The sequence below is a fragment of the Rhizobium sp. 01L410 genome, from assembly GCF_056400165.1.
The window spans coordinates 217,327-240,249 of sequence record NZ_JBFTST010000004.1; the positions used below are offsets into that span (position 1 = coordinate 217,327).

The following is a 22,923-nucleotide window of genomic DNA, read 5'->3' on the forward strand; positions in this document are numbered from 1 at the left end:
CATGGATATGCAGACCTCGTTTCTGGACCGGCTTTTCGAATCCGGCCTGCTGATCGATACCGGTGTTGACGGCCTTTACGGCCGCAGCGGCCAGTTCGAAGACGTGATCACTGCTTTCGAGCGGCTGATCGACAAGTTCGGTGGTGCCGATGGTGCCGAAGCCATGCGCTTCCCGCCGGGCATGAACCGGGCGATCTTCGAAAAGAGCGGTTACATGAAGAGCTTCCCGCAGCTTGCGGGTACGGTGCATAGCTTCTGCGGCGCCGAGCTCGATCACATGAACCTGCTGCAATGCATGGAAGTCGGCGACGACTGGACCAAGGGCCAGGAAGCGACCGAGATCGTGCTGACGCCGGCGGCCTGCTATCCGCTCTACCCGACGGTCGCCAAGCGCGGCAACCTGCCGGCAAAGGGCGGTCTTTACGATCTGCAGTCCTACTGCTTCCGCCATGAGCCTTCCAAGGATCCGGCCCGTCAGCAGCTGTTCCGCATGCGCGAATATGTCTGCATGGGAACCGAGAGCCACGTGACGGATTTTCGCCAGCGCTGGATGGATCGCGGTGTCGAGATGATGAAGCTGGTTGGCCTCGATGTGGTCATCGACGTAGCGAACGATCCGTTCTTCGGTCGCGCCGGCAAGATGATGGTCAACAATCAGCGTGACCAGAATCTCAAGTTCGAGCTGCTGATCCCGATCACCTCGACCGCCAATCCGACCGCCTGCATGAGCTTCAACTACCATCAGGACTCGTTTGGCTTGAAGTGGGGCCTGAACCTCGAGGATGGCAGCGTGGCGCATACCGCCTGCGTCGGCTTCGGTCTGGAACGTATCGCGCTTGCACTGTTCCACCATCACGGTCTCGACGTGAAGGAATGGCCGGAAAACGTTCGCAAGGCGCTCTGGGGCTGAGACGTTTGATGAAGGCTGTTTTCCCGGCTATCGCTCCGGATGGCTACGTCAGGCATGCGCTCCATTCCAGCGAGCGTATGTGGCCGGAAACCAATTGCTATATCGATCTCTGGATCGAGGTACTGAACACGCTCGGCTTGCCGCCGGAAGCGATGCTCGGCTTTACCATGACGCAGGATTTCGAGGGCGACCAGTTCACCTTCTTCAAGGTGCCGCTGGAAGATCTGGAAACGCTCTACGGCATTCGCGTCAGCGAACTGGCGATCTTCGATCGCGTCGAGCGCCATATCGAAATGCAGATCGGCCGCGGGCGGCTCTGTCTGATCGAGATGGATTCCTATTACATGCCCGACACCCAGGGCACTGCCTACCGCACCGAGCACGGCAAGACGACCGTGGCGATCAACCGGCTGGATTTCGATGCGAAGCGCGTCGAGTATTTCCACAATGCAGGGTTCTTCGCGCTGGATGGCGAGGATTTTGACGGTCTGTTTCAGCTGAATTCAGGCGCGGACGGGGCGTTGTTTCTGCCCTACACCGAATTTGCCAAGTTTCCGGTGATGCTTCCAGGCGATGCGGAGATGCGGGCGGCCTCCCAAACAATCTTCAGAAAGCATTTCGCCCGCCGTCCGGCCCGCAATCCGATCCGCGCCTTTGCCGCGGTTTTCCCGCAGCAGGTCGAGGAAATTGCCGAGCGGCCCTTCGGCTTCTTCCACAAATATGCCTTCAACACGCTTCGCCAGTTCGGCGCCAATTTCGAGTTGGCGGCGGATCATCTCGCCTGGCTTGCGCCGGGGCAGTTCGGCAGCGCCGAGGCTGATGCCCGGCAGATTTCTGAGACGGCCAAATCCGTGCAGTTCCAATTGGCGCGGGCCGTGACCCGCAAGAAATTCGAGCCGCTGCGGACCGCGCTTGATCCGGCCGCCGATGCATGGGATTCCATGATGGCTTCGATTTCCGAGCAGCTGTGACACCGGAGGCTTGATCATGCGGGGCAGGTTGGCGAGCGTCGGCGCAGAAGAGGTGCTGCTTTCGGAAGGCTGGAACCTCGTTCTCACGGAACCCGATGCCTATGCCGTGCCGCATGATATCCCCCCGACGTCGCAGTTCATCGCCGCACCGGTGCCCGGAACCGTTGCCGAAGCCCTCGAGAGAGCCGGCCTGTTCGACAGGGAAAATCCGGAGCCTCTGAACACCCGGGATGCCTGGTATGTCTGCCGCCTGTTCGACACGGAACCGGGAGACTGGATTCTGCGGCTGGAGGGACTGGCAACGCTTTGCCACGTGTTCGTCAACGGCCAAGAGCTGCTGTTTTCGGAAAGCATGTTCACCGCTCACGAAATTCCGGTGACGCTTGCAGGCGGCGACGAGCTTGCTCTGTGTTTCCGGGCACTTGCGCCGAAGCTTACCGAGCCCGGGCCGCGCGCCCGCTGGCGCCCGCAGATGATCACGCCGCCGGGCCTCAAGAACGTCCGCACCACAGTGCTCGGCCATATGCCGGGCTGGTGCCCGGAGATCCACGCCATCGGACCATGGCGGGCGATATCGCTGGTGCGCAGCGGCCCTGTTTCGATCGACAATATCTCGATCCGCAGCGTTCTGGATGAGGATGGCAGCGGACGGGTCAGCGTTTCGCTTTATTCCGCCGCGGAGGATCCGATCCTTCAGCTGCGCTGCGGGGGGGAAGAGGCGGCCTTTGAGAAGATCGGCGAGAATCACTACTCGGCTATCCTCAAGCTTGCCAATGTGAAGCCGTGGTGGCCGCACACGCACGGCGCGCCTGATCTCTACGATCTGACGCTGGTTTCCGACGATGTAGAGTACCCGCTCGGTAAGACCGGTTTCCGCACGATCGCCCTCGATCGCGGGGCCGATGGCGACGGCTTCGGGCTTTGCGTCAACGGTGAGCGCGTCTTTTGCCGGGGTGCCGTCTGGACCACCGCCGATATCGTGCGGCTTCCTGGCGCGCGGACCGATTACGAGCCATTCCTGCGGCTGGCTGCCGAAGCTGGCATGAACATGATCCGCATCGGCGGCACGATGGCGTACGAGACGCCCGATTTCTTCGCGCTCTGCGATGAGCTCGGCCTGCTCGTCTGGCAGGACTTCATGTTCGCCAATTTCGACTATCCGCGCAACGACAAGACATTTATCGGTCATGTGCATGCCGAAGTCGAAGGGTTCCTGCATGGGGTTCAGGCCTCGCCTTCGCTTGCGGTGCTCTGCGGTGGCAGCGAGGTTCATCAGCAGGCGGCAATGCTTGGGCTGCCGCGGGAGTTCTGGGGCGGTCCGGTGACCGACGAAGTCATCCCGGCGATCGCGTCGCGGCTGCGGCCGGATGTGCCCTACGTTCCGAATTCGCCCTATGGCGGTGCCATGCCGTTTTCACCGAATGCAGGAGTCACGCATTACTACGGCGTCGGCGCCTATATGCGGCCGCTTGATGATGCGCGGCGGGCCGATGTGCGTTTCGCGGCCGAAAGCCTTGCCTTCGCGCATGTCCCGCAGCAGAGAACGTTGCAGCGGCATCTCGATGTGCCCTCCGTTCACAGCCCTCTCTGGAAGGCCCGGGTGCCGCGCGACCGCGGCGCGTCCTGGGATTTCGAGGATATCAGGGATCACTATCTTGGGCTGCTCTACGATACAGATCCGGCGAGGCTTCGCCGCGAAAATCCGGAACGCTATCTCGATCTTTCCCGTGCCGTCACAGGCGAAGTGCTGACCGAGACCTTTGCCGAATGGCGCCGCACCGGATCTCGTTGCGACGGCGCGCTGGTCTGGACGCTACAGGATCTGCTGCCCGGACCGGGCTGGGGGGTGATCGATTCCACCGGCGAACCCAAGCCCGCCTGGCATGCAATGCGCCGGGCCTTCCGGCCGTTGCAGGTGGTGCTGACGGACGAAGGGACCAATGGTCTGGACGTGCATGTGGTCAATGAGACGTCTGCTGACCTTGCCGTGGAACTTGAGCTTATCTGCTTCCGTGACGGCCGGCAGCAGGCGGCGAGCGCCAGCCAGAGCCTGACGATCGCAGCGCGGAGCAAGCAGAGGATCGCGGCGACCGAACTTTTCGGCGCCTTCTTCGATACCACTTACGCCTTCCGTTTCGGCCCGCCGTCGCATGACGTTACGGTGGCGCGGCTGCGCTCGGTGGAAGGTGACCTGCTGGCCGAGGCGTTCCACTTTCCGCTTGGTCGGGCAAAGGCGTTTCACGATGCCGATGTTGCCGTGACATTGGTGGATGACGGCGGCGCATGGGCACTCGATGTGTCCGCCAACTGCCTTGCCCAGTCGCTTCACATCGATACTGCTGGTTACCGCCCAGCTGACGACTGGTTTCATTTGGCGCCGGGTATCCAGCGCCGTATCCGGTTGACGCCTGTCGGTACTGAGGCGGGAGAGCCTCAGGGCGAGGTGCTCTGCGCCGGCAGTATGCGCCGCTTTGCTTTCGGCGCGGGTGGTTGAAAAACAGATGCCTATCCGATCTCTCTACCGTGCCTTCCGCTCCCATGTCCTGCAGCGGCTGATCCCGAAATCCCGGGTGGCTTTCGATCCGGCACGGCCGATCGAAGTCGCTGGTTATCTGTCGATGATGGCCGGTGTCGGCGAATCCGCGCGGCTTTGCGCCGACGCGCTGGCGGCGGGCGGCCGCCGGATTTCGCTGCGGGATGTCAGTACCCATGCCGATGAAGGCGCGTCCGTCGAATGGAAGGCTGCGGCAGTCAATGCCGCTCAACCGGGAACGCGCATCTGGCACCTCAATCCGCCAATGCTGCCGCGGGCGGTGCTCAGTACCGGACTGCGGGAATTCGCCCGCGCCTACAACATCGGCTATTGGGCCTGGGAGCTGGAGACCGTGCCACCCGAGTGGCGGAACGGCGCGCGCTATGTCAACGCGGTTTTTGTCCCCTCCGAATTTACCCGCAAGGCGATTGCGCCGCTGACCAGCGCGCCTGTCGTCGTTGTGCCGCATCCGGTGACGGAGAAGCCGGCTGCCGACGGGATGAGGGCGAAGTTCGGCGTCGAGGACGATGCGTTTCTCGTCAGTTTCATCTTTAGCGCCGGATCGTCGATCAACCGCAAAAATCCGCAGGCTGTCATCGACGCCTTCAAGATCCTTCAGCAGCGGTGCCCCAAGGCTTTCCTGCTGATGAAGGGAAGCGGTGATCCAGCGAAGGATCCCGGCCTTGCCGCCCTTTACCGTTCGGCCGAGGGCAATAGCCGGATTCGCATCGTCACGGACAAGCTGGCAAGCAGCGAGATCAACGGGCTGATCCGCGATTCCGACGCCTATATCTCGCTCCACCGTTCGGAAGGTTTCGGCCTGACCGTTGCCGAAGCGATCATTCACAATACCCCTGTCGTGACCACGGGATGGTCCGGCACCGTCGATTTCTGCGACCCTGAAAATACCTGGAACGTCGCGCCATCGCTGATCCCAGTTGTCGATACGCATCCGGAATTTGCGGCGCTGAAGGGTGCAGTCTGGGCTGATCCATCGCCTGAAGTGGCGGCGGGCTACCTCGATCAGATTTATTCCGACCCGCAGGCGGCGAAGGAAAAGGCCGCGCGCGCCAAACGCTTCCTGATCGCCTATCTGGAGGCAAACACCTACGAGAAAGCGCTGCAAGCGCTTGTCGGTGCGGGCCGTTAACCGAACTCCTCGGTCCTTATTTAACGGTTTCACATTAGGAATGGCTGAGAAGCCAATGGAAAGAGACGGATGTCGAACGGGATCATAGCGAATTCGGTGATGAACGCGGCTGCGGGTATGCTGCTGCTGGCTACCGGTTTTGCATCGTCGATCATCACCGCCCGCCTGCTTGGCCCGGAGGCAAATGGCATCGTTGCCTTTTCGCTCTGGCTTGTGGTCACCGGCGCGTCAATTGCCGAACTGGGCTCCAGCATCACGCTTCTGAAGACCCTGCCGCAATTGAATGTGCAAGGCTACGACAGCAAGCGCCGCATGGGCTTTGCCTCTATCCTCGTCACCTTCATGCTGTTTTCGACGGTGGTGCTGCTCGGGCTCTACGGCATCTTCTTCCTGTCGTCGGAAGAGATGCATTGGGCCGAAACGGCGCCGTCGGTGGCAATGGTGACAGGCGCGCTGTTCTTCATTCAGGCGATCGGCTCTTTCGTCAAATTCTACCTGATCGGCGAAAAGCGCCTCGGTGATTTCTTCAAGCTCACCGTTGGCGTTTCGATTCTGCAGCTCGGTGGCGTCGCGATCGGCGCGGTGCTTTACGGCGTAGAGGGCGTGCTGATCGGCTATGCGCTCGGCCAATTGGTGTTTTTCGTCGCGACGATGCCGATCCTGCTCACCAAGCGGGACAGATGCGATATTTCACTTAGCGTTCTCGCCTCGTCGTCGGTGATCATATCGACGCAATTCCTGATCGATTCCGTTTTCATCAATCGCCTCGAACTGCTGTTCCTGCAGCAATTCTGGTCGGTCGAGATGGTCGGTTACTACGCGATCGGTCTGTCGGTCGCCAATATCGCCCTGCAGCTGCCGATCCAGATGACCGGCAGCCTGCTGCCCTATTATTCGGAGCAGCGGCACAACAGCAAGGATTCGACGCTGCCCGTCGAGGTCTTTGCCGCGGTCACCCGCAGCATGGCCTATATCATCATGCCGATGAGCTTTGGACTGGCGGCGATCTCGGGTGTTCTCGTTGTCAGCGTGTTCGGCGAAGCCTTCCGCCCGAGCGGTCCCGTCGTCATGCTTCTGGCGTTGGCCGCCCCTGCCTACACCTTCATGCAGATCCTCAGCCTCTACCTGCTGTCCATGGACCGGGTGGGCGATCGCCTGAAGACCAGTGTGATTGGTGGCCTTGTCATGGTAGGCGGTTGTTTACTCCTGGTGCCTACTTTTGCGGCGGAAGGCGCTGCGGTCGTTCGCATCGCTGTTTTTGTCGTGATGTGCGTGATCATGATCAAACAGACCGGCTTTGGAAGTCAGCTTTCGACCCTCTACGTCAGCCTCGCGAAGGTGACGTTGGCGGCCGTGCTTTGTGCATTGGCGGCTCTCGCGGTCCTTGAGCTCGTCCACAATCCTGTTGGCCTGGTGCTGGCGATCATCGCAGGCGGTGTCGCCTATCTGCTCGCACTCAAACTTCTCAAGGTCATTCCGAGACAAGACGCAATTGTCATTCGCTCGATCCTTAGCAAGGTGCCGTCTGCGTTGCGCGGTCCGGCGTTGAAGGCCGCGCAATTCATCGCGCCGCTGCAGCCGGAGAATGATCATAAAAAACCAGCCGAGGCCGTTCACGAGCCGGCAGAAGGTGCCGGCCGCAGCGCCGCCTTCCCGGTTGCCTTCGATGGCACGATCGGGCTGTTCATGCCCGGAAATCCTGCCGTCACCAAGCGGTCCTCCGCCGTCCTCTTCGTCAGCCCCTGGGGCTTCGAGGAGATGTGCAGCCGCAAGTTCTATCGCGTCGCTGCCGAGCATTTTTCGGATATTGGCGTTCCCAGCCTTCGCTTCGATTATCTAGGCACCGGCGACGCGCTTGATTTCGGCAATCAGCCGGCAACGCTCTCCAGCTGGGAAGCATCGGTTCGTGCTGCGGCCGAAGAGCTGAAATCGCTGAGCGGTTGCGACCAGATCATCCTGATCGCCCAGGGGATCGGCGCCGCGCTGGTGCAGCGTATCGGCGCGACGATTCCGGGTGTGAGCGGCGTCGCGATGCTGGCGCCGGTTCTCAGCGGACGCGGCTATCTGCGCGAATTGAACATGTGGGCGAAGATCATTCACGCCGACCTCGGCCTTAGCAAGGAGCACGCTCCGGCCGATCAGGTAACGATCGCCGGTCTGTTCATGCCTGAAGCGATTGCCGCGGAAATCCGCAAGCTCAATCTGACGGCGCCCGAGAGCCTGGCTGCATCGCATTATGTGATCTTCGAGCACCCGTCGCGCGTCGGCGATTCCAGCTTTGCCACTGCCCTCAAATCACTCGGCGCGACCGTCGATGAGACTGTGTTCGAGGGGTATGACGAGCTGGCGACCAATCCGCTGTTTGCGAAGACGCCGATGCGTGTCGTTGCCGAACTGACGCGCTGGATCGAGACGAACACGGTGCCGGATGCCACGGCGGCAAATTCGGTGGTTCCCGCCGAAAACCAGATCCTGCACGGCGATGGCTTTGAAGAAGTGCCGGTGCGTTTCGGTGCGCATCACCATCTCGTCGGCGTCATCAGCCGGCCGGTTGGGGCTTCCAAGGGCAATTCGGTGATGTTCCTCACCACTGCCTATGACCGCCACGCCGGCTGGGGCCGGGCGATCGTCGACATGGCGCGCGAACTTGCACGCCAAGGCGTGACGTCTCTGCGCTTCGATTCCGCCAATGTCGGCGACAGCGTTCCGCGTCCTGATGCACCGGATCAGATTCTTTATTCGCAGACGCAGATCGATGACGCCGTCTCGGCGCTCGATCTCCTGGAGACCCATGTTCCTGGCCCCGTGATGGTCGCCGGGCGCTGCAGCGGGGGCTATGTGGCCTTCCGTGCCGGTATTGCCGATGAGCGTCTGAAGGCGGTCGTCTCGATCAATCCCTTCGTCTATTATTGGGACCCCGCCGTTCAGGTCGCCAAGGAGCATGTCGTCTCGGTGCCGCGCAGCGTCGATGATTACAGCCAGCGGCTGATGAACATCGAGACCGTGAAGCGGCTTTTCCGTGGTCAGGTCGATGTGAAGGCGGCCTTCCAGAACATCTTCATCGCCCTCGGCCGCCGGGTTTCGCATCGCTTCGCGCCACTTATCGAGCTGCTGCCGCACAAGGGGCATGTGGCGCGCGAGGTGAAACAGGCCTTCGCATCGTTCGGCAAGCGTAACGTGCCGCTGACGCTGATCTACAGCGAAGCGGATGTCGGCCTCGACCACATGTATTTCCACTTCGGTCCTGGTGGTCGCAAACTGTCGCGCTATCCGAATGTGCGTCTCGTGATGCTTGAGGATGCCGACCACAATCTGACGCCGCTGGAATCGCGCCGGATCGTGCTGGATGAGATCGCCAAGCTGGCGAAAGCTTAAGCGGCAATCCGCTGGAAAGCCGGAATGCCGAGCGATCTGTAGAGATCGATATAGAGTCCGGCGACGTGATCCCATGAATAGGGTCTGGCGGCAGCGATCAGCGTATCGCGCATTGCCGCCGGTTCGGCTGCAATCGTCGCGAAGGCCTGTTCGATTGCGGCCGCCGCATTTTCCGGATCGCTGAAGTCGGCAATCGACAGCGGCATCTTGCGTTCGGCTAGTGCCACATAGGCAGCATTGCGGTTCAGAACCGGATAGAGGCCGGCACTCATCGCTTCCAGCGCAACGAGGCCGAAGCCTTCGTATTCGGATGCTGAGGCGAAGAGCGATGCCGCCGAGATCAGAGACCGTATCTCCGGATTGGCGATGCCGACATGAAGGCCGACCGCACGATCGAGGCCGCGGGCCGCGATCTCGCGCCTGAGATCGGCGCCTTTCAGATCCGATTCCGAGCCGACGATATCCAGATGCCATTCCGGATCACGGGCGGCCAGAACCTGCATGACATCGAGGAGATGGTCGAGCCGCTTGTTGACCGAGAAGCGGCCGATGGTGACGATCCGGCGGCGCGGCTGGCGTGATGCGCTGTCTGCGAACTTGCCGATATCGACGCCGTTCTCAATCAGCACGGTATTGCCGGCGATCTGCGAGAACTGGGCGATATCGGAGGCGCTGCAGCCGATGACACGCTTGTAGTTCATCGCCGAGAACCGTGTCAGCGTCTGGAACCATATCTTCTTGAGGGCCGCATGCTTCTGCGTGTGAAAGAAGCCGCCATGCGTCGTCGCGATCATCGGCTTCCGGTGCAGGACGCGGCTGAGTGCCAGCGCGTCGAAAAAGAAATCGATCGCGTGGACGTGGACAAGATCGGCGTCGGCGAGATGGCGAAGGACCTGCGGTGCGATCGGATAGCGGGTGCTGCCGGACCAGGGGATACGCACGACGTCGATACCGTCGATGATCTCATGCGACGGAAGCTTGCGGTCGCGCGCCGTGAACAGCGTGTCGAGTGTGACGACCCGGACGCGGTAGCTGCGCTTGACGGTCTCGCGGGCCAGGTTAGCAACGACATCTTCGAGCCCGCCGCGGTTCGGCAGAAACTGGCGCACGACATGCACGATCAGCGGTGCTGCATTTGCCTGCTCTGCCGTTGCTTCCAATGCCATGCTCCCTGATCCCGGAACGGGCCGCGCCATAGTGCCGGACGAGATACCGGATCGCCTTAAGGCCCAGTTTACAGAGCGCCCGGCAGCCGGAAATCTTCCGGAAGAGAGTTAATCCTGGAGATCAGAATGCCTTGAAGGTCAGCGTCGTCAGGGAGCGGACGATGCCGGGGATATTGGCGATGTTATCGTTGATGAACTTGCCGATGTCCTGGCCTTCTTCGATATAGACCTTCATCAGCAGGTCGTAGTCGCCGCTGGTTGAGTAGAGCTCAGAAACACGTTCCGTCTGGTAGATGGCGTCGGCAACCTCGTAGGTCTTGCCGGGTGCGCACTGGAGTTGGACGAAAATGGGCTTCATGGGGATTTCCTGCGGAGTGAATGTTTGCGCGCATAATGCGCGAAACCGCTCCCCGGATGCAAGCTCAAGACTTCGCCTCAGTCTCGATCCACGAACGAAAGGCCGCAAGCGGCGGATAGTCGGCGCGTTCGGAAGGGTGGGCGAGATAGTAGCGCTCGCGGCTTTCGATTTCTCCATCGATGGCAGCGACGAGATCGCCGCGCTTCAGCTCGTCCTGGATGAGGAAGGTCGGCAGCAGCGCGACGCCAAGCCCGGCGACGGCCGCCTGGGCGGCGGTGGCGAACTGGTCGAAGAGCATGCCGTGAAGGCTCTGGAAGGCAACGCCGTTTTCGGCAAACCATGCCTCCCAGGCATCCGGCCGGGTTGTCAGATGCATTAGCGGCACGTCCAGCAAATCATGGGCCTTGCTGATGCCGTGATCCTTCAGAAATTGCGGACTGCAGGCCGGAACTGTCTTCTCCGACATCAGCAACGTCAGTTCGGCACCCGGCCAATGGGGATGGCCGAAATGGATGGCGGCGTCGATCGAATCGAGGCGAAAGTCGAAGGGCGAGAGCCGGGTGACGAGATTGATGGTGACGCCGGGATTCTGCCTGAGAAAGCGGCCGAGCCTTGGCGCCAGCCAGCGGGTCCCGAAAGTTGGTAGAATGGCGAGGTTCAGCGTTCCGCCATAGGGGTTGGCGCGCAGGTTCAGCGAGGCACTCGAGATGCGGCGCAGCGCCTCGCGGATCTCCCTCGCATAGCCGTCGCCTGCCAGCGTCAGCCGGACGGTCTGGCGTTCGCGCAGGAAGAGTTCGACGCCCAGCTGCTCTTCCAGAGCCTTGATCTGCCGGCTGACGGCACTCTGTGTCAAATCGAGTTCGCGGGCGGCGGCAGTGACGCTGCCGGTTCTGGCAGTGGCCTCGAAGGCCGCGAGCAGCGATATCGAGGGCAGGAATCGGCGGGATGCGAGCATGGTTCAGTCCATTTCAGAATGACCTGTTTCCGAAACGTCGATATTCACGGTGAAAACCGGTTTGTAAAGAAATCTGTCGCGCATATTCGGAATGAACTCGTGGCCTGATGGAAACCATCCATTCGCGGTGAGATGCCTGCTATGAAGGCATCGGAGAGTGCTTTCGCGGTTGCCGTCGCGGCGCTAGATTAACGGCGGTTTCGCCTTTGGATGGATTGACCGATGCTGAATGATCCGCGCTCGCATGGACTTTGGGAAAAGACTGCGCCCCAGCCGCCTGCAACGGCACCGCTGACCGGATCAGTACAGGCCGATGTGGTGGTCGTCGGCGGCGGCTATACCGGGATTTCTTCGGCACTGCATCTGGCGGAGGCCGGCAGCAAGGTCGTTCTTCTCGAAGCCAATGAAATCGGCTTTGGCGGCGCCGGGCGCAATGTCGGTCTGATCAATGCCGGCATGTGGGTGATGCCTGATGATCTTCCAGGTGTGCTCGGGCCGGTTCATGGCGAGCGGCTGCTCGACATGCTGGGCAATGCGCCGCGCCTGGTGATGGAGCTGATTGCCAAGCACGACATTTCCTGCGAGCTCGAAACGAATGGAACTCTGCACTGCGCCGTCGGCTCTGAGGGGCTAAAGGAGATCGAGAACCGGGCGGCGCAGTGGGGCAAGCGTGGTGCGCCTGTGACCGTGCTGGATGCAGCGGAGACGGCGCGCCGGGTCGGTAGCGATGCCTATGCCGGAGCGCTTCTGGATATGCGAGCCGGAACGCTGCAGCCGCTCGCCTATGCCCGTGGGCTGGCGCGGGCTGCCGTGCAAGCCGGCGTTTCCCTGCACACGGCAAGCCCGGTGATTGCGACGGAGCGTCAGGGTCGGAAATGGGTCGTCCGCACCGAACGGGGGACCGTTACCGCTGACTGGATCATCGTTGCGACGGATGCCTATAGCACCGGCCCCTGGGAACAGGTGCGCACCGAACAGGTGCATCTCCCCTATTTCAATCTCGCGACCACGCCGCTTGGCGACAATCTGCGCAAGTCGATCCTGCCCGGTCGCGAAGGCGTTTGGGATACCAAGGAAATCCTGTCGTCCTTCCGGATGGATCAGGCAGGCCGTCTCGTCTTCGGCAGCGTCGGGGCGCTGCGCAATACCGGTACTGCCGTCCACAAGGGCTGGGCGCAGCGTTCTCTGCGCAAGCTCTTCCCGCAGATCGGCGAGGTCGAGTTCGAATGCGAGTGGTATGGCAAGATCGGCATGACCGACAATGCCTTGCCCAGGTTTCACAAGTTTGCCGATAACGTCGTCGGGTTCTCGGGCTATAATGGCCGCGGCATTGCCCCTGGCACGGTTTTCGGCCGGACGCTCGCCGAACATATTCTTGGCCGCATCAGCGAGGCTGAACTGCCCTTGCCGCTGACGGATCCGCGCGAGCCGGGGTTCCGGGCGCTGAAGGAAATGTGGTACGAAGCCGGCGCCCAGGTCGCCCACTTCGCCGATGCGCGTTTTTAAGAACAAGAAGGTTGGAAACACATGACCATCGCTAGCCTCGATCTCGCAGCCGAAACCAAAAAGCTGCTGTCCGAACTCGGCGTCGATGCGGCCCGCTATACCGGCGGAACGTTGCGCGTCACCTCGCCGGTCACCGGCAAGGAAATCGGCGCCCTGAAAGAAGATAGTGTTGCCGGCGCCAAGCAGGCGATCGATGCCGCCCACAAGACTTTCGCCGAATGGCGCGCCGTTCCGGCGCCGAAGCGCGGCGAGCTTGTCCGTCTGCTCGGCGAGGAGCTGCGCGCGGCCAAGGGCGCGCTCGGCCGCCTCGTTTCGATCGAAGTCGGGAAGATCACTTCCGAAGGTCTCGGCGAAGTTCAGGAAATGATCGACATCTGCGATTTCGCCGTCGGTCTGTCCCGTCAGCTTTACGGCCTTACGATCGCCACCGAGCGCTCCGAGCACCGGATGATGGAAAGCTGGCACCCGCTCGGCGTCGTCGGCATCATCTCGGCCTTCAACTTCCCGGTCGCCGTCTGGTCGTGGAATGCGGCTCTTGCGCTCGTCTGCGGCAATTCGGTCGTCTGGAAACCGTCGGAAAAGACGCCGCTGACGGCGCTGGCGACACAGGCGCTGTTCGAGAAGGCGCTGAAGCGCTTCGTCGCCGAAGGCGGCAAGGCACCGGCCAATCTTTCGACGCTGCTGATCGGCGGCCGTGATGTCGGCGAAGTCCTTGTCGATCACCCCAAGGTTCCGCTCGTTTCGGCAACCGGCTCGACGGCCATGGGCCGCGCTGTCGGTCCGCGCCTGTCGCAGCGCTTTGCCCGCGCCATCCTGGAGCTCGGCGGCAACAACGCGGCCATCATCTGCCCGACTGCCGATCTCGACCTGACGCTGCGCGGTGTCGCCTTCTCAGCGATGGGCACGGCCGGTCAGCGTTGCACGACGCTGCGCCGTCTCTTCGTGCATGACAGCGTCTATGACAAACTCGTTCCGCGCCTGCAGAAGGCCTATGGTTCGGTCACCATCGGCAATCCGCTGGAGAACGGTACACTGGTTGGGCCGCTGATCGACAAAGCTGCCTACGAGAAAATGCAGTCGGCTCTCTCTGCTGCCAATGCAGCGGGTGGCAAGATCACCGGTGGCGAACGGGTCGAAAACGGCGCTGGCGAAGCCTTCTACGTTCGCCCGGCTCTGGTCGAGATGCCGTCGCAGACGGGTCCCGTTGTCGATGAAACATTTGCGCCGATCCTCTACGTCATGAAATACAGCGACTTTGATGAGGTTCTCGAACTGCATAATGCCGTGCCGCAGGGCCTCTCTTCGTCGATCTTCACCAATGATATGCGCGAGGCGGAAACCTTCGTTTCGGCCCGTGGTTCGGATTGCGGCATTGCCAACGTCAATCTCGGCCCGTCGGGTGCGGAAATCGGTGGCGCCTTCGGCGGCGAAAAGGAAACCGGCGGCGGCCGCGAGTCCGGTTCGGACGCATGGCGGGCCTATATGCGCCGCGCCACCAACACCATCAACTATGGCAAGACACTGCCGCTGGCGCAGGGCGTGAAGTTCGACGTCGAATAAGGCAGCCGCATTGCAGCACCGGGGGCGATGACGTAACACCGTCGTCGCCCTTTTGTTTTCGCCAAGGTTTTTTCCATGCATCTGACGCTCGCCGCTGCCGAAACGCTGGTCATCGAGGCGTTGAAACGAAGCGGGGTAGAGGAGGGCAATGCGCGATCCGTGGCGCGTGCGCTAGTCGCCGCAGAGGCAGCCGGACAGAGCGGGCACGGGCTCCGGCGTGTTGCCGCCTATGCAGCTCAGGCTAAGTCCGGCAAGGTCGATGGCATCGCCAGGCCGATCCTCTATCAGCCCTATCCTTCGGTCATCCAGGTCGATGCCTGCCATGGATATGCCTATCCGGCCCTCGATCTTGCCGTGCCGGTTCTTACGGACACGGCGAAGGTGCAGGGAATTGCCATGGCGGCCATCCGGCGCTCGCATCACGCCGGCGTTCTGGCGCTGACGGTCGAGCGTTTCGCCGAAGCGGGTCTTGTCGCCATCATGGTTGCCAACGCGACCGCAGCGATGGCCGCATGGGGCGGGCGTAAGCCGCTGTTCGGCACCAATCCGATTGCCTTCGCGGCGCCGGTGACCGGGCAGGACCCGGTTGTTATCGATCTGGCGCTTTCGCGCGTTGCCCGCGGCAAGATCATGGCTGCGCGCCAGAAGGGTGTGCCGATCCCGGCCGACTGGGCTTTCGACCGCGATGGCCAGCCGACCACGGATGCCGTGGCAGCTCTGGATGGCACGATGGTGCCGTCTGGCGAAGCCAAGGGGGCTGCGCTGGCGATGATGGTCGAGATCCTGGCTGCGCCGCTGACCGGCTCCAACTTCTCCTATGAATCGACATCGCTTTTCGACGACAAGGGTGCGGCGCCGGGTCTCGGCCAGATGATCATCGTCATCAATCCGAAAGCCGGCGGCGGCGCATTTGCGGCAGCGCGGCTGACGGAGCTTGCCAACGAAATCTCGTCCGATCCAGGCGTCCGTCTGCCGGGACGGCGTGGGCAGAATGCACGCCGGGCCGCGATCGAAAACGGTATCGATGTCGATGATGACGTGATCGCGGACATCGCTGCGGCATAGAATCGTTCTAAACTTGATCAATAATTTCAAGTATTTGTGATCGCGGTTTCGTGAAGCAAACTTGAAAATTGAAGTCAGGAAAAATATAGGGTGCCGCGCAGCACCCCTCACCCCCAGCAGGGTGCCAATGCCATGGAGGGCATCATGACCAATTCCATCACGCGCCGTTCTGCGCTGGCGCTTGCCGCGTCGCTTCTGGCCGCAACCTCGCTCGCTTCCGGCGCCTACGCTCAGGACGAGGGTATCGTCGTCTATAACGCGCAGCACGAAAGCCTCGGTCGCGAGTGGATCGATGCCTTCACCAAGGAGACCGGCATCAAGGTCACCATGCGCCAGGGTAGCGACATGCAGTTCGCCAACCAGATCATCCAGGAAGGCGACGCCTCGCCGGCTGACGTGTTCCTGACCGAAAATTCTCCTGCCATGACGCTGGTCGATGGCGCTGGCCTCTTCGCACCCGTCGACAAGGACACGCTGGATCAGGTTCCGGCCGAATACCGCCCGGCAGACGGCATGTGGACGGGTATTGCCGCCCGCTCGACGGTATTTGCCTATGACAAGCGCAAGCTGACCGAAGACAAGCTGCCGAAGTCGATGCTCGACCTCGCCGACCCGGCCTGGAAGGGCCGCTGGGGTGCTGCTCCTGCCGGTGCCGATTTCCAGGCAATCGTCAGCGCGCTGCTGCAGCTGAAGGGCGAGGAAGCGACCGCTACCTGGCTGAAGGGCCTCAAGGACAACGCAACGCCCTACAAGGGCAACAGCGTTGCGCTGAAGGCAGTCAATGCTGGTGAAGTCGAAGGCGCGATCATCTATCACTATTACTGGTTCGGTGATCAGGCGAAGACCGCTGAAAACAGCGCCAATGTCGGCCTGCATTACTTCAAGAACCAGGATCCGGGCGCTTTCGTCTCGATCTCCGGCGGCGGTATCCTGAAGTCGACGCAGCACATGAAGGAAGCCCAGGCGTTCCTGAAGTTCATCGCCGGCAAGGCAGGCCAGGCCATCCTCAAGGACGGCACCTCCTATGAATATGCCGTCAGCGGCGAATCCAACCCCAAGCTCGTTCCGCTCAAGGAGCTGAACGCGCCGAAGGTCGAAGCCTCCGAGCTGAACAGCAAGAAGGTCGTTGAGATGATGACGGCCGCCGGCCTCATCTAAGCCCATCTGCCGCAGGGCTAGGGAGTCAAAACTATTGCTTTTGGCTCAAGAAAACCCTAGGGCATGATCAATCATGGCAACCGCTTCCTGACGAGGCGGTTGCCTTCCTTTTTCAGCGTCACAAAGGCGTCGGCCTTGCTGCAAGACAACAGATCGCTCGTGACCGGCCTTGCCGGCAATGAAGCGCCGGTCAGCACAATCGCTTCTCTTCGCGGGCGCATGCCGCACGCTTCCGTCGTTGTCTTCGCAACGGTCGTCGCTGCCTTCAGCCTCGTGCCGCTCGGCTTCATCGCCTGGATCACCTATGACGTCGGCTGGGACACGGTGAAGGCGCTGGTCTTCCGTCCGCGCGTCGGCGAGCTGATGGTCAATACGGTGCTTCTCGAAGCACTGACGATCCCGCTATCGATTGCGCTTGCGGTGACGCTCGCCTGGTTGACCGAACGGACGGATATCCCGTTTTCTCGTCTGTGGTCGTGGCTTGCGGTCGCGCCGCTTGCAGTTCCCGCCTTCGTGCACAGCTATGCCTGGATCAGCTTGGTGCCGGGCATGCGCGGGCTGGAAAGCGGCGTCTTCGTTTCGGTTCTCGCTTACTATCCGTTTCTCTATCTGCCCGTGGCAGCCGCTCTCCGGCGGCTCGATCCGGCGATCGAGGACGCGGCGGCTTCTCTTGGGCTCAACCCCTGGCGGGTGTTTTTCCGGACCGTGCTGCCGCAGCTGCGGCTGGCAATCTGCGGCGGCTCGCTGCTGATCGCGCTCCATCTGCTGTCGGAATACGGGCTCTATGTGATGATCCGTTTCGACACGTTCGCGACGGCGATCGTCGATCAGTTCCAGTCGGCCTATAACAGCCCGGCCGCCAATATGCTGGGTGGCGTGCTGGTTGGCTGCTGCCTGTTCCTGCTCGGTCTCGAAATTCTGGTTCGCGGCAACGAGCGTTATGCCCGGGTCGGGTCCGGTTCGGCGCGGCCGGCCGACCGGCGCAGGCTCGGATGGTTCGTGGTTCCGGCCATTCTGCTCCCCGTCGTCGTTGCCGTCCTGACGCTCGGTGTTCCCCTGGTGACGCTCGGACGCTGGCTCTATCTCGGCGGTGCGGAGATCTGGCGCATCGATACCGTCGGCAATGCTTTTCTGCAGACGATCGTGCTTGCGGTCGCCGGCGGCATTCTGACGACGATCGCTGCCGTGCCGATGGCATGGCTTTCGGTTAGAGCGCCCGGGCGCTTCCAGCGCTTCCTCGAAGCCTGCCACTATTATGTCGGCTCGCTGCCCGGCGTCGTCGTGGCGCTGGCGCTGGTGACGATTACCGTCCGCCTCGTGCTGCCGCTCTACCAGACGTTCGCGACGCTGACCGTTGCCTATGTTCTGTTGTTCCTGCCGCGTGCCATGGTTGGCCTGCGCGCCAGCATCGCACAGGCGCCGGTGGAGCTGGAACGGGCGGCGATGGGCCTTGGCCGCACGCCGGCCCAGGCCGTTCGCCAGATCACCATGCGGCTCGCCGCACCCGGCTTCGCCGCCAGCATCGCGCTTGTCGCACTCGGCATCACCAACGAGCTGACCGCAACGCTGATGCTGTCGCCCAACGGCGTCGAAACGCTGTCGACGAAATTCTGGTCGCTGACCAGCGAGATCGATTATGTCTCCGCAGCACCCTATGCTGTGATGATGATCATCCTGTCGCTGCCGCTGACACTGCTTCTCTACGTTCAATCGAAACGGACTGCCGGACAATGACGCTGCTCTCGATCCAATCCGCCAGCAAGCGCTATGGCCCGGTGACGGCGCTCGACAATGTGTCGCTGGATGTGCCGGCCGGCAGCCGCACCGCGGTCGTAGGACCGTCCGGTTCCGGAAAGACCACGCTTTTGCGGCTGATTGCCGGTTTCGAGCGCCCGGATCAGGGCAAGGTTTGCCTTGATGGCGAAGTGCTTGCCAATGGCCCGTCGGCCGTGCCCGCCCACAAGCGCGGCATCGGCATCGTCTCGCAGGACGGCGCGCTATTTCCGCATCTGAGCGTCTCCGACAATATCGGCTTCGGCTTCGAGCGGGGTGCCGCCGATCGCGACAAGCGGATCCTCGAATTGCTCGATATGGTCGAGCTTGACCGCAATATGCTGACGCGCCGCCCGCATCAGCTCTCAGGCGGCCAGCAGCAGCGTGTCGCTCTTGCGCGTGCGCTTGGCCGCAAGCCGCGGCTGATGCTGCTCGACGAACCGTTCTCGGCGCTGGATACCGGTCTTCGCGAAAACATGCGCAAGGCCGTTGCCCGCGTGCTGCAGGCCGCCGGGATCACCACGATCCTGGTCACCCACGATCAGGGCGAGGCGCTGTCCTTTGCCGATCAGGTGGCGGTGCTACGCGATGGCAAGCTGGTGCAGGCGGGTTCGCCGCAGAAGCTTTATCTGCAGCCGAAGGATCGCGAGACAGCGCTGTTTCTGGGCGATGCCGTCATGCTGCCCGCCATCGTTCGCAACGGATTTGCCGATTGCGCGCTGGGCAAGGTTGCCGTCGATGGCGACCATCAGGGCAAGGCCGAGATCATGCTGCGGCCCGAGCAAATCCGCGTCGTTCCCGATGACAGCCAGCCCGCCTATCACGGGCGGGTGGTCGAAGTGGAATTCGGCGGCGCGACCTGCACGGTCGCCGTCTCGCTGGAAGGCGTGGCGCTGCCGCCCATTCTCATCAAGACATCGAGCGTTGCCCTGCCGGAAACCGGTGATCGCGTCCGTCTCGATATTGCCGGCAAGGCCCACGTTCTCAGCGTCCGCTAAGCCGTCTTCCTGCCGGCATCTCTTTCATCGCTCTGTTCCAGCCAGCCCCCGGTGAAGCCGGCGCGCTTGAGGCCGAGGCGAATGACCGGCGATTGCCGCATCAGGCTCCAGATGAAGTCCGAGCGGTCGTTTTCGATCGTCATCACCAGCAGGCCCTGGTCGATGCCGACGCAGCGGTCGTCCACCCATCCTTCGGGCCGCTTGGTCTTCACGGTCGGATTGAAGCCGCCAGGAAAGCGGCCTTCGTAAATGAGGTCGGGATAAGTCTCGAGCAGGACCTTGGTGCCGTCTATCGCAGCCTGACGGTCATAGGGAAGCGATGCGAGTGCTGCCCAGGGCGCAATCGTGCCGTCATCAGGCCCGAGGGGCGCGCCGCGCGCCGCGTAGCCCAGCACCTTCGGGTGGCGTCCGCCGCGCATATGGCGGCTCGGCGGCGGGCCATCGGAGGCCGAGAGTCCCCAGACATCCTTGTTGTAGCCGACGAAATGTCCGGGATTGCGCACGGCATAATCGCGCTGCACGGCAATCGAAACCTGCGTGTTGCGGAAATAGTCCCAATCGCGCGCCGCCATCGGGCGGTCCTGGATGCCGCGGAAATCGATCCAGGCGTGCGAGAAGAAATGGATGAACAGCGGACCGGCATAAAGATAGGCCTGATCCTTGTGGAGCATCCAGGAATAGCTTGAGGTAAAGGCGTCGTAACTTGACTGCGGGATCGGGTGGGTGGGCGAGGCGAGCGCCAGCGTATAGAGTAAGACGGCCTCGTCATATCCCTGCCAGCGCCAGCGCAGGAAGCCGCTGGCGGGCTTCCAGCCCATCGAGATGGTCTGGCCCTTGTTCAGCGCCCAGGTCCAGTCGATGCGCTCGTAGATGGTTTTGACGAGATCGCGGATTTCCCGCTCGCTGTCATCGGAGCGGTCGAAATAGGCGGCGGCCGTCAGCATGCCGGCGACCAGCAACGTCGTGTCGATGGTCGACAGCTCGCTGTTCCAGGCGCGGTGGCCAGTGTCCATGTGCAGGAAGTGGTAATAGAAGCCGCGATAGCCCGTCGCGTGGCGTTCCCGGCCCTGATGGCTTCCGGCAAAGAACCGCACGGTCGCCAGTGTCCGCTCAACTGCTGCCGCCCGGGTGAGCCAGCCGCGTTCGGCGGCGACCGTATAGGACGATAGCGCGAAGCCGACGGCAGCGATGCTGCACGGCACACCATCGACCGACGTGTCGGCGACGAGCCCGTTGTCAGGGTTCGTGTGTTTCAGGAAGTAGTTGAAGGCGGATTGTTGCAGCCTGTCGATCAGCGCAGCATCCGTATCGTCGAGTTGTTGCAGCATACTCAAACCGTTTGTTTTCGCCCCTGCTTCAACATGGCAACGCGTTGCGCGCAAATCAAACCTTTTTGAAAGACGGTGTGCGGCTTGAATGGATCGTCGTCTGGGAACAGGGCGAAGACCGGCTGCGCGCTGGAGCGCTTTGTCTTCAATTTCGTGTCCTGGAGGAAGTTTGGAGCGGGCGAAGGGGTTCGAACCCTCGACCCCAACCTTGGCAAGGTTGTGCTCTACCACTGAGCTACACCCGCTCATAATCCCATGGCCTGTGGTAGTTGTGAGGACCGTGGGCGCCACCTTGCGGCGACGGGCGCTATATCGCCCAAACGATTTTCAAATGCAACAGGGAAATGACGGCGAGGCGAAGAAAAATTGTAAGCCTTTGGAAAAACTTCCGAAAATGCCGCAAATCCGGGCGAAAGCGTCGATCGCGCGCATTGCAAAAGCTGAGGCCCGGACTTAATCAAAGCGCCTGCCCGCAATTTTTGTGAGATGGATGGCGCAATGACCGATACGAAGCCGAAGACCCGCGACGAGCTTTTTGCCTTTCTCGACGAGCTCGGCATCCAGCATGCCACGAAGGATCATGCTCCGGTGTTCACGGTTGCAGAATCGGTGTCGCTGCGCGACGAGATTCCAGGCGGCCATACGAAGAACCTGTTCGTGAAGGACAAGAAGGACCAGTTCTTTCTGCTGACCGTGGAGGAGCATGCGAGCGTCGATCTGAAGACAGTGCACACGCTGATCGGTGCGGCCAGCAAAGTCTCGTTCGGCAAGCCTGAAAAGCTGATGGAATATCTGGGTGTGATCCCGGGATCGGTCACCGCATTCGGGGCGATCAACGATACCGGCAGCAACGTCACCTTCATTCTCGATGCCGATCTGATGAAGGAAGAGATCGTCAACTGCCATCCACTTTCCAACGATGCGACGACCTCGATTGCCAGCGCCGATCTCATCCGCTTCATGGAAGCGACGGGTCACAAGCCGCTTGTCTTGAAAGTCACGGCCTGACATACGATTTTAGCGCTAGAAATAAGCCGGGCGCGACCGGCATTGGCGGGAGATACCTATGAGCGGCAACGACAACCCCTACAGCACGTCCTATGGCACGATGTCGGCAACGGCGACCTATGGCGGCGGTGCGCCGCAGGCTGCTTCCGCGCCGGCGGCAGCGGGCAGCTATATCAAGGACACGACGACGGCGAATTTCACGAAAGACGTCATCGAGGATTCGCGCAACCAGCCGGTTCTCGTCGATTTCTGGGCGCCGTGGTGCGGCCCGTGCAAGCAGCTGACACCTGTTCTGGAAAAGGTCGTCAACGAGGCCCAGGGCCGCGTGAAGCTGGTGAAGATGAATATCGACGATCATCCGTCGATCGCCGGTCAGCTCGGCATCCAGTCGATTCCCGCCGTCATCGCCTTCGTCGGCGGCCGTCCGGCTGACGGCTTCATGGGCGCTGTGCCGGAGAGCCAGGTTCGCCAGTTCATCGATCGTCTTGCCGGTCCTGCCGGTGCCGATCAGGCCGCCGAGATCGAAGCTGTGCTCGAAGAGGCAGCCGGTCTTCTGGCTTCGGGCGATGTCAACGGCGCGGCGCAGCTCTATGGCGCGGTCATGCAGGCCGATCCGGAAAATGCCAAGGCGCTTGCCGGCATGGCGGAATGCATGATTGCTGCCAACCAGCATGAGCGCGCCCGCGAGGCGCTGACCGATCTGCCTGAGGAGCTTGCCAAAGATGCCGGCATCCAGGCCATTCTCAAGAAGCTCGATCAGATCGAGGAGGCCCGCAAGCTCGGCGACCCCTTTGCGCTGGAGCAGCAGCTTGCCGGTAATCCCGATGACCACGAAGCGCGGGTGAAGCTCGCCAAGATCCGCAACGTCGAGGGACGCCGCGACGAGGCGGCCGAGCATCTGCTGACGGTCATGCGCAAGGACCGCACTTTCGACGACGACGGCGCGCGGCGCCAGCTGCTGCAGTTCTTCGAGGTCTGGGGTTTCAAGGATCCGGCCACGGTTGCCGCCCGCCGCAAGCTTTCGGCGGTGCTGTTCTCCTAACTTGATGCGGGTGCCCTTGCGTTTTTGAGCAGGGGCACCACATTCAAAAGGGATGGCAAGGGCTACG

Annotated in this window: 18 protein-coding genes and 1 tRNA gene; 13 read left to right on the plus strand and 6 right to left on the minus strand. The window is 61.9% G+C overall.

Going from position 1 to position 22,923, the window contains the following annotated elements:
* Position 1: 1 nt before the first annotated feature.
* The 5 genes from AC1DV9_RS10740 (at position 2) to AC1DV9_RS10760 (ending at position 8,939) form a co-directional block, all read left to right on the plus strand.
* Complete coding sequence (locus tag AC1DV9_RS10740; protein ID WP_477947729.1) at positions 2–910, plus strand: amino acid--[acyl-carrier-protein] ligase; 909 nt, start codon at positions 2–4, stop codon at positions 908–910.
* A gap of 8 nt (positions 911–918) precedes the next feature.
* A complete protein-coding gene (locus AC1DV9_RS10745; RefSeq protein WP_477947730.1) occupies positions 919–1,881 on the plus strand; it encodes a DUF1839 family protein in 963 nt (320 codons plus the stop codon).
* A 16-nt stretch (positions 1,882–1,897) separates the two neighbouring features.
* Positions 1,898–4,375, plus strand: a complete 2,478-nt coding sequence (locus AC1DV9_RS10750) for a glycoside hydrolase family 2 protein (RefSeq protein WP_477947732.1) — start codon at positions 1,898–1,900, stop codon at positions 4,373–4,375.
* A 13-nt stretch (positions 4,376–4,388) separates the two neighbouring features.
* Positions 4,389–5,564 carry a glycosyltransferase gene (locus AC1DV9_RS10755; protein WP_477947984.1) on the plus strand — a complete coding sequence of 392 codons (1,176 nt, stop codon included), beginning with the start codon at positions 4,389–4,391 and terminating at the stop codon, positions 5,562–5,564.
* A 69-nt stretch (positions 5,565–5,633) separates the two neighbouring features.
* Entirely contained in the window at positions 5,634–8,939 is a 3,306-nt protein-coding gene (locus AC1DV9_RS10760; protein WP_477947734.1) for an alpha/beta fold hydrolase, read from the plus strand.
* Here the strand turns inward: AC1DV9_RS10760 and AC1DV9_RS10765 are convergent.
* From AC1DV9_RS10765 to AC1DV9_RS10775, 3 genes are all read right to left on the minus strand, one after another.
* Positions 8,936–10,105 carry a glycosyltransferase family 4 protein gene (locus AC1DV9_RS10765; protein WP_477947736.1) on the minus strand — a complete coding sequence of 390 codons (1,170 nt, stop codon included), beginning with the start codon at positions 10,103–10,105 and terminating at the stop codon, positions 8,936–8,938. The two genes, AC1DV9_RS10760 and AC1DV9_RS10765, sit on opposite strands and share 4 nt — an antisense overlap.
* Before the next feature lie 121 nt (positions 10,106–10,226).
* On the minus strand, positions 10,227–10,463 hold the full coding sequence (locus tag AC1DV9_RS10770) for an Lrp/AsnC ligand binding domain-containing protein (protein WP_112385869.1): 237 nt from the start codon (positions 10,461–10,463) through the stop codon (positions 10,227–10,229).
* A gap of 64 nt (positions 10,464–10,527) precedes the next feature.
* On the minus strand, positions 10,528–11,418 hold the full coding sequence (locus tag AC1DV9_RS10775; protein WP_477947737.1) for a LysR family transcriptional regulator: 891 nt from the start codon (positions 11,416–11,418) through the stop codon (positions 10,528–10,530).
* 222 nt (positions 11,419–11,640) lie between these two features.
* Here AC1DV9_RS10775 and AC1DV9_RS10780 point away from each other — a divergent pair, with 222 nt between their 5' ends.
* The 6 genes from AC1DV9_RS10780 (at position 11,641) to AC1DV9_RS10805 (ending at position 19,478) form a co-directional block, all read left to right on the plus strand.
* Positions 11,641–12,924 carry an NAD(P)/FAD-dependent oxidoreductase gene (locus AC1DV9_RS10780; RefSeq protein WP_477947739.1) on the plus strand — a complete coding sequence of 428 codons (1,284 nt, stop codon included), beginning with the start codon at positions 11,641–11,643 and terminating at the stop codon, positions 12,922–12,924.
* A gap of 21 nt (positions 12,925–12,945) precedes the next feature.
* A complete protein-coding gene (gene amaB / locus AC1DV9_RS10785; RefSeq protein ID WP_477947741.1) occupies positions 12,946–14,484 on the plus strand; it encodes an L-piperidine-6-carboxylate dehydrogenase in 1,539 nt (512 codons plus the stop codon).
* A 75-nt stretch (positions 14,485–14,559) separates the two neighbouring features.
* Positions 14,560–15,549 carry an Ldh family oxidoreductase gene (locus tag AC1DV9_RS10790; RefSeq protein WP_477947742.1) on the plus strand — a complete coding sequence of 330 codons (990 nt, stop codon included), beginning with the start codon at positions 14,560–14,562 and terminating at the stop codon, positions 15,547–15,549.
* 144 nt (positions 15,550–15,693) lie between these two features.
* Positions 15,694–16,707, plus strand: coding sequence for an iron ABC transporter substrate-binding protein (locus AC1DV9_RS10795; protein WP_477947744.1), 1,014 nt, complete (start codon positions 15,694–15,696; stop codon positions 16,705–16,707).
* A 63-nt stretch (positions 16,708–16,770) separates the two neighbouring features.
* A complete protein-coding gene (locus AC1DV9_RS10800) occupies positions 16,771–18,441 on the plus strand; it encodes an ABC transporter permease (RefSeq protein ID WP_112385865.1) in 1,671 nt (556 codons plus the stop codon).
* On the plus strand, positions 18,438–19,478 hold the full coding sequence (locus tag AC1DV9_RS10805) for an ABC transporter ATP-binding protein (RefSeq protein ID WP_477947746.1): 1,041 nt from the start codon (positions 18,438–18,440) through the stop codon (positions 19,476–19,478). The genes AC1DV9_RS10800 and AC1DV9_RS10805 overlap by 4 nt, the downstream gene beginning before the upstream one ends.
* Here AC1DV9_RS10805 and AC1DV9_RS10810 read toward each other — a convergent pair.
* From AC1DV9_RS10810 to AC1DV9_RS10820, 3 genes are all read right to left on the minus strand, one after another.
* Positions 19,475–20,806 (minus strand): glucoamylase family protein, encoded by a 1,332-nt coding sequence (locus tag AC1DV9_RS10810; protein ID WP_477947748.1) that lies wholly within the window; start codon positions 20,804–20,806, stop codon positions 19,475–19,477. The genes AC1DV9_RS10805 and AC1DV9_RS10810 overlap by 4 nt on opposite strands.
* A 2-nt stretch (positions 20,807–20,808) precedes the next feature.
* Positions 20,809–20,955: a hypothetical protein gene (locus tag AC1DV9_RS10815; protein ID WP_477947750.1), complete on the minus strand. Its 147-nt coding sequence runs from the start codon at positions 20,953–20,955 to the stop codon at positions 20,809–20,811.
* A gap of 21 nt (positions 20,956–20,976) precedes the next feature.
* A tRNA-Gly gene (locus AC1DV9_RS10820) sits at positions 20,977–21,051 on the minus strand.
* A 253-nt stretch (positions 21,052–21,304) separates the two neighbouring features.
* Between AC1DV9_RS10820 and AC1DV9_RS10825 the strand changes: the two genes are divergently transcribed.
* Both AC1DV9_RS10825 and trxA read left to right on the plus strand, forming a co-directional pair.
* Positions 21,305–21,814 carry a prolyl-tRNA synthetase associated domain-containing protein gene (locus tag AC1DV9_RS10825; protein WP_477947752.1) on the plus strand — a complete coding sequence of 170 codons (510 nt, stop codon included), beginning with the start codon at positions 21,305–21,307 and terminating at the stop codon, positions 21,812–21,814.
* A gap of 58 nt (positions 21,815–21,872) precedes the next feature.
* Entirely contained in the window at positions 21,873–22,856 is a 984-nt protein-coding gene (trxA, locus tag AC1DV9_RS10830; protein WP_477947754.1) for a thioredoxin, read from the plus strand.
* Positions 22,857–22,923: the final 67 nt, after the last annotated feature.